The organism is Oxalobacter paraformigenes, from assembly GCF_000158475.2.
Lineage (GTDB): Bacteria > Pseudomonadota > Gammaproteobacteria > Burkholderiales > Burkholderiaceae_D > Oxalobacter > Oxalobacter paraformigenes.
Window position 1 is genome coordinate 412,478 of record NZ_KI392031.1, and the last position, 6,000, is coordinate 418,477.

The 6,000-nt window shown below is 56.8% G+C and carries 6 protein-coding genes; 3 read left to right on the forward strand and 3 right to left on the reverse strand.

The window, feature by feature from the left end; translation table 11 throughout:
• The first annotated feature begins 654 nt into the window (after positions 1-654).
• Entirely contained in the window at positions 655-936 is a 282-nt protein-coding gene (locus OFAG_RS13700) for a hypothetical protein (RefSeq protein ID WP_147617705.1), read from the forward strand.
• A gap of 36 nt (positions 937-972) precedes the next feature.
• Here OFAG_RS13700 and OFAG_RS05390 read toward each other — a convergent pair whose 3' ends face one another.
• On the reverse strand, positions 973-1,677 hold the full coding sequence (locus OFAG_RS05390) for a hypothetical protein (protein ID WP_020994895.1): 705 nt from the start codon (positions 1,675-1,677) through the stop codon (positions 973-975).
• 478 nt (positions 1,678-2,155) lie between these two features.
• Here OFAG_RS05390 and OFAG_RS05400 point away from each other — a divergent pair, with 478 nt between their 5' ends.
• Together OFAG_RS05400 and sugE are read left to right on the forward strand one after the other, a co-directional pair.
• Entirely contained in the window at positions 2,156-2,755 is a 600-nt protein-coding gene (locus OFAG_RS05400) for a hypothetical protein (RefSeq protein WP_147617704.1), read from the forward strand.
• A 264-nt stretch (positions 2,756-3,019) separates the two neighbouring features.
• On the forward strand, positions 3,020-3,334 hold the full coding sequence (sugE, locus tag OFAG_RS05405) for a quaternary ammonium compound efflux SMR transporter SugE (protein WP_020994896.1): 315 nt from the start codon (positions 3,020-3,022) through the stop codon (positions 3,332-3,334).
• Between the two features lie 192 nt (positions 3,335-3,526).
• Here sugE and OFAG_RS05410 read toward each other — a convergent pair whose 3' ends face one another.
• Both OFAG_RS05410 and OFAG_RS13705 read right to left on the reverse strand, forming a co-directional pair.
• Positions 3,527-4,522 carry an aldo/keto reductase gene (locus OFAG_RS05410; RefSeq protein ID WP_005877406.1) on the reverse strand — a complete coding sequence of 332 codons (996 nt, stop codon included), beginning with the start codon at positions 4,520-4,522 and terminating at the stop codon, positions 3,527-3,529.
• Positions 4,523-5,400: 878 nt separating this feature from the next.
• Entirely contained in the window at positions 5,401-5,676 is a 276-nt protein-coding gene (locus OFAG_RS13705; RefSeq protein WP_147617703.1) for a hypothetical protein, read from the reverse strand.
• Positions 5,677-6,000: the final 324 nt, after the last annotated feature.

The following is a 6,000-nucleotide window of genomic DNA, read 5'->3' on the forward strand; positions in this document are numbered from 1 at the left end:
GCGGGAACACGGGGGGGAAAACAGGCGGAATGGCCGGCCGGGGTCACAGCGTACGACGGAAAGCGCCAGACCCTGCCGGAACAGGCAGGGCCTGAACCGGCCGGGGCGTTCGTTTGCGGAAGAGGGAGTCCTGCTGAAAGAGAGGAAGACGAGTTGGGAAGTGTTAGAAGCAGGATGAATAAAAAAGGTCAAAAATGGCCTGAAACCCGCATGCATACCGGGTTTGACGGTTTTTGTAAAAAATTCTGGTTTCCGGACAGTTTTGGTGAAAATCCGGGAAAAAATCACGGGAAAAGACGGAAAATTCCTCTTTGAATCGGGGAAAAATCCGTTATTACATGGCTGAAAAATAGCCTGCAAACGATTCACAAAGCCTTTTTATTGGGAATGTTGACTGAAAATACCGTCCGGAAATCCAGTTCGATTCATCCGGAAATCAAACCCGCTGTACTGGACGGCATCTTTCCTGATGGAAACGGAACCCTGTTTTGGGAAGGATGGCTTTAAGCCCGTTTCCGGCGGTGCGCTCCTGAAACGGACAGGAAAGGAACCGGTGTTCCGGCGACCGGAGCCATCCGGTATCGTGCCGCTTTCGGGAACAAGGCGGGCAAAGGGTATGCCGCCACAAGAAGGGGCAGCGACCGGACGCCCGGCGTGTCCGGAAATACGGCAATCGGGACAGGAAAAGCGCTGGTGCCGGAGTTGAATGGCGCCTGTTCTTCAAACGCGGTGAATGCCGGTAGGGTGGGGCGACAGGTATGGTTCCGGAAAGCGCCGGCGCCGGAACGGACACCGGAGTCCGGGACAAAACCGGGGTGGACACGTTACCGGATGTCCGGAGCGGTCTTGTCAGGATCGGACAGGTGTTTTGCGGTTCTGTCGGGAAAGGCAAAAATCGCGCCGGTTCCCGACAGAAACGGCAAAGCCTGCCGGTGACACGTGTTCAGGGGTGCCGTCCTGAAGGGTGAACGGTCAGTGCACTGCCGGGGATGTGGTGTCTTTCCGGCGGATTATCAGCATGTCGTTGTGGCCGTTCCCGCAGTGATAGTCCGTTTTGCAGAAGGCAAGCTCGTAATCGCGGGCAAAGTGTTCCACCACTTTCCGGGCCAGTCCGGTTTTTTCTCCGCGAACGTCCATAACCGGAAATATCCTGATCTGGCGGCAGGTGCGCAGCATTTCCCCAATGGCCTGAATATGGAAATTGATGCCGTGCCGTGTGTAAAGCAGCAGGAAGTGCGAGGACAGCCCAAGGTCGAAGGTGTCGTCCGGGAAAGGAAGCCTGAAGGGCAGTTCGCAATCCCGGTAGCGGCCCGCCTTTTTGCCTTCCTCGTAGTCGTCCATGAAGAGCTGGACGGCGGTCATGTGCCGTCTTTCCAGTTCGTCGATGTCCCGTGCGATGGCGGCATTGTCCTTTTTCCTTTCCCTGGCCGTTTCCCCGATCAGCCGCCGTTTCGCCTCGGCCAGCACTTTTTCGAGCCGCTCGCCCGTAAACCGGTAAACCGGGTCGACTGATGTGACGTGTCCGCCCAGTGTGCCGCATTCGGCATTGAAACTGGCGACTCCGTCACCGAAACCGGCGATATGGCCTTTGAGTTCGGTATCCGACAGGGCAAACATTTTCCGGTATTCGTTAAGCGTGCGTCCCCAGGGGACGACGTTTTTCATGATGTAAGGCATGATTTTCCTCCTTCCGGCCGGATCGTTCGTCCGCCTTTTTCCGCCAGATTCCGGGAGCCTGCCACCCCGTCAGGGGCGACGCCCATAACAGGGCCGGTTTGTTTGGACCGGCCGGAAAAGCGGCAGGTTCCCGCAAAAAGAAACCCTTTGGAAAGGAATGAACGGCGGGATGTTTTCAGATCGCGTTCCAGTTTCCCGGAAAGGAAAAAGGGGTTTTTGAGAAAAATCAGAAGGAGGGGGCGTAAGCCTGCTTTCAGGAAACACGAAGGCATCGCCTTTTTCACGGTAGCCAGACAAACCGGAAAGGCAGGCGGGTACACCGGAAAAACGGATCTTGCCGGGAAGGTTTCCACCGCTTTCCATCGAAAGGCGACCGGAAAAACAGGCGATAGTCAATACGTTATCGGTAGCCTTTTCACCGCCTTTCCAGTCTCTTATATTTTCCGGAACAAAACGGTTCACGGGAAAGGAGAAAATCATGGCGCGTCCGATGCAAATTGCACAGCCGGTTATGAATGGGATGGCGTACCGGGTACACGGCCCCATTTTGGGACATGCTCTCGAGCTGCGTATCCCGGCCACGGTTACGGGGGGAGGAAGACATGCTCACCGGATCGATGCGCCGGCTTTTTCATGGTGGGAGACGATTACGCACTGGCAGTTGAACGGCGGTGTCTGGGTGCAACAGGTTCCGGTTGTGGGCCCGGTCGATCAGGCGCTGGGACAAAACCAGACCGCGAACTGGTGGCGCGACCGGTATGCCAATGCCGCAGGCGAACCGCAGTGGAATCCTGCCTGGCCGCGGAACCCGAGTAACGGGGAGGCCGAGCGAATCATCGCGCAAAACGGGCTTTTCTGGAACATCCGGGTGTATGACCATCCGGGCATGAACAATCCACGCTATCAGGCGGTGCCGGGCGCACCGCGGGAATTGGCGAGGTCGGTGGAATTCCGTATCCGCGTCGGCGCTTTCCTGATCCGGAAAACGCAGGTGCTGGCTTCGTCCAGCCGGGGCGATCGCCAGTTGATGCTCGACGGAACGCATACTGCCGCCGCTGTGCTCCGGATGTTGCCGTGAAGGCCCGACGGGGGCGTGAAAGGGGGAAATGGCGTACCGGGAAGGGGAGAAAGGGGAAATGCCGCGCTTTTTTATAGCGCCGGATGAAATGGCGGTTTTCTGTTAATATACCGGCGCAGATACGCAAAGTCGCCCATGCGAAAAAGCGGGTATCCGGAGCGGATGCCGGTTTTCGCCTGTTGCGCGGCTTTGGCCGGCCGGGGACGACCCCGGCTGTGTGTTCAATGAAGGGACGGCCCTTCCTTTTTGCAAAAAGGAGGGTGTATGGTCTGGTTCCTTCTCGTTCTGGCCGGCCTTTTCGAAACCGGATGGGCTGTCGGTCTCAAATATACGCACGGATTTACCCGCTTGTGGCCGTCTCTGGGCACGATTGCCGCGATGGCGGTCAGTTTTGCCTTGCTGGCTCAGGCGATGAAGATTCTGCCGGTCGGAACGGCTTATGCCGTCTGGACAGGCATTGGAACGGCCGGCGCGGTCATTGCCGGAATCGTCCTGTTTCACGAAGCGGTTTCCCTGCCGAGGTGCCTGTTTCTGGGCATGATTCTGGGGGGAATCGCCGGCCTGAAATGGCTGTCGTAAGGCGCTTGGTGCAAGGGGGCTCTCTTAAAGAGGTTGCCGCAAGGGCGGTTGCCGGGGGCGCTGTCGCAGGCGGTTTCCTTTTGCCGCTATGGCGCCCTGATGGCCGGATTCCTGTCTTGCGCTGCCCGGTTCATGCCGGACAGCTTCATGCCGGAGCCAGCAGGAAAAGGACGCCTTTGGAGGGCAAGCCGGTCAGATTTCGGGCAGGTTTTCGTCGATAAAAGCGATTTCGTCCGGGTCTAGCGCAATATCAACGGCATGGGCGTTGGCGGTGGCCTGCGCGGCGTTCCGGGCGCCGGCAAGTGCGATGGTGATGCCGGGACGGTCGATTGTCCAGCGCAAAACGAGCTGGGCCAGCGTCGCGTTTTTCGCTTCGGCAAGCGGCTTCAGCTTCTCCAGAAACGCGTTGATTTTCACCAGATTTTCGTCGGTATAGAATCGGTAATCCGCCCGGTGGTCGCCTTCGGCGAAAACATGGCCGGGTTTGATTTTGCCGGTTAAAACCCCCCTTTCCAGCGGACTGTAGGCCAGTATCGCCTTGTTGTGTTCGATGCAGTAGGGAACCGTTTCCGCCTCGATGCCCCGGTTGATCATGGAAAAGGGAATCTGGTTGGACACGATGGGCAGGATTTTTTCCGCTTCGGCCATCTGGGCCGCAGTGTAGTTGGAGACGCCGGCGTAACGCACCTTTCCCTGTTCGATCAGCCGGCCGACAGCGTCAAAGGTTTCCTCCATCGGGGTCGATTTGTCCGGCCAGTGGATCTGGTAGAGGTCGATGTAATCCGTTTTCAGGCGTTTCAGGCTGGCTTCGCATTCGGCGATCACGCTTTCCTTGCCGGCATACCGGACGATGTCGATCGGTTTGCCGTCATTGTCCTGGCTCTTGAAAAAGAATTTTCCCTTGCCTTCGGGCGCGTCCCAGCGCAGGCCGAACTTGGTCAGGATTTGCACCTTGTCGCGGGAAATGCCTGAAATGGCTTCGCCGACGATGTTTTCGCTGTCGCCCTGTCCGTAAACGGGGGCGGTGTCGATCGAGGTGACGCCCAGGTCACAAGCGGCACGGATAGCGGCGATGGCGTCGTTCCGGTCAGTCTTGCCCCACATCCAGCTGCCGGCCGCCCATGAGCCGAAGGTGATGACGGACAGTTTCAGATCGGTGCCTGCGATGTGGCGGTATTCCATGGTCATGGCGGGGTTCCTTTTAACGAAAATGGTGGGGAATTCGGGAAAACATGCCCTATCATAGCCTGTTTTCTTCCTGTCGCGGACGGTTGTGGAACCGCCGGAACCGTTTGTTGCCGTTTCTCATCGTTTGGCGCGATTTGGCATTATTTGCGCAAGCCTTTCCGTTTCCGGAAAGCCTTTTCCCCGCTTTTAAGACAGACGTCCTGTCTTTCCTGCTTTGTCTTTCCGGCAGGGAATGGACGGGATAAGCGGTATTGCCCGGCGAAAGCGGAACGGCGTAAATGGCGGAAGAGCCGGCAAATTCCGAAAGCGAAAGAACCGGGCTCGCCGCCGCGCGTTTCCCCGCCGGGAGAGAGGGCGACTGATCCTGAAAGCGGGGCGGGAGTGAAAACAGGCTTTTTCCTGCCTTCATATGAGGTGATCGCGCGGGCAGGGATTTCCGGGAAGTGGCGTGTCGGCCGGCCGGGAACGGACGGGTCGGGTTTTTTCCGGAAGACGGGAACGGAAGACCGGCGATGCGGTTTTTTCGTTTCAGGAAGGCGGGCCGGGTCGTGCGGAAGTGCCGGGTTTCGTGACCGGATGCCAGCCGAAATAAAGTCAAACGTGAACACATTAAGGTTTATGGCAAGTTATTGATACATCAGTGAATTTTCATTCAGGAAACGGGGTCGTGCAGCGTGCGTCAGAGATTCTCAACACACGTTGGGGTCCGACAGGAAATAAAGGGGGAATGTTTCAGCCTTGTCCGGCGTCGCAAGACTTGACAGCGCCTGCTTTGGGAGCGTTTTTCATAATACACGAAGCCATAGCGCTGTTCGCCGGTTTAAGGCCGAAGTTTTTACGCAAACCTGAATTTGTCAGGATAGCTTTCCGGGCCAGTTTCAAACTGCTGCGGAGACAGCACGCGTGAATGCGCCCCGGAAATCCATTTTGCGTCGTGTCTTGCGCCTGAAAAGGGGATGGGACGCTTTCGGAAAGTGCCGGAACGGGCGCAGGCAACCGATCCGTTTCGGTGACAGGCACAAGTCGTCAATACCGCTGTCTTGTTGCCCGCGCATGCCGGCGCGCTTCATGAAAACGGCCCGATTGCCGTTGACCGAACGTGACAGGCCGCCAAAAACGTTCAGTCCGGATGGCAAGGAACCGGGGCAGTTCATCCCGGCAAGATCATTGGCTGTTCAGGTAACAGGACAGGCGCCGGCAAGGGCGTTTCGAGGAATCGGAGCGCTTGCAACCGGTTTGTTGCGGAAAACAAACAATCGTTAATGCTCATTAGCGGACATTCAGGCATTTCTTCGGGAAACCAGATTTTCTTATTTGCCAGAAGGGGTTACCGAAGTCCAATTTACCGGATTATCGCTCTTTAATCCACATCCATTTTTTTGAAAATAAGACCTTCATAGTCACAAAATATAATTCAATCAATATGTTATATACAAGATAACATACCGCTAATGAGCATTAACGGAAGCAGACGCCTT

Bases quoted from the DNA above. Each gene is read 5' to 3' on its own strand.
- OFAG_RS05410 (WP_005877406.1), bottom strand. From the start codon at position 4,522: ATGACCATGGAATACCGCCACATCGCAGGCACCGATCTGAAACTGTCC.
- sugE (WP_020994896.1), top strand. From the start codon at position 3,020: ATGGTCTGGTTCCTTCTCGTTCTGGCCGGCCTTTTCGAAACCGGATGG.
- OFAG_RS05390 (WP_020994895.1), bottom strand. From the start codon at position 1,677: ATGCCTTACATCATGAAAAACGTCGTCCCCTGGGGACGCACGCTTAAC.
- OFAG_RS13705 (WP_147617703.1), bottom strand. From the start codon at position 5,676: ATGAACTGCCCCGGTTCCTTGCCATCCGGACTGAACGTTTTTGGCGGC.
- OFAG_RS05400 (WP_147617704.1), top strand. From the start codon at position 2,156: ATGGCGCGTCCGATGCAAATTGCACAGCCGGTTATGAATGGGATGGCG.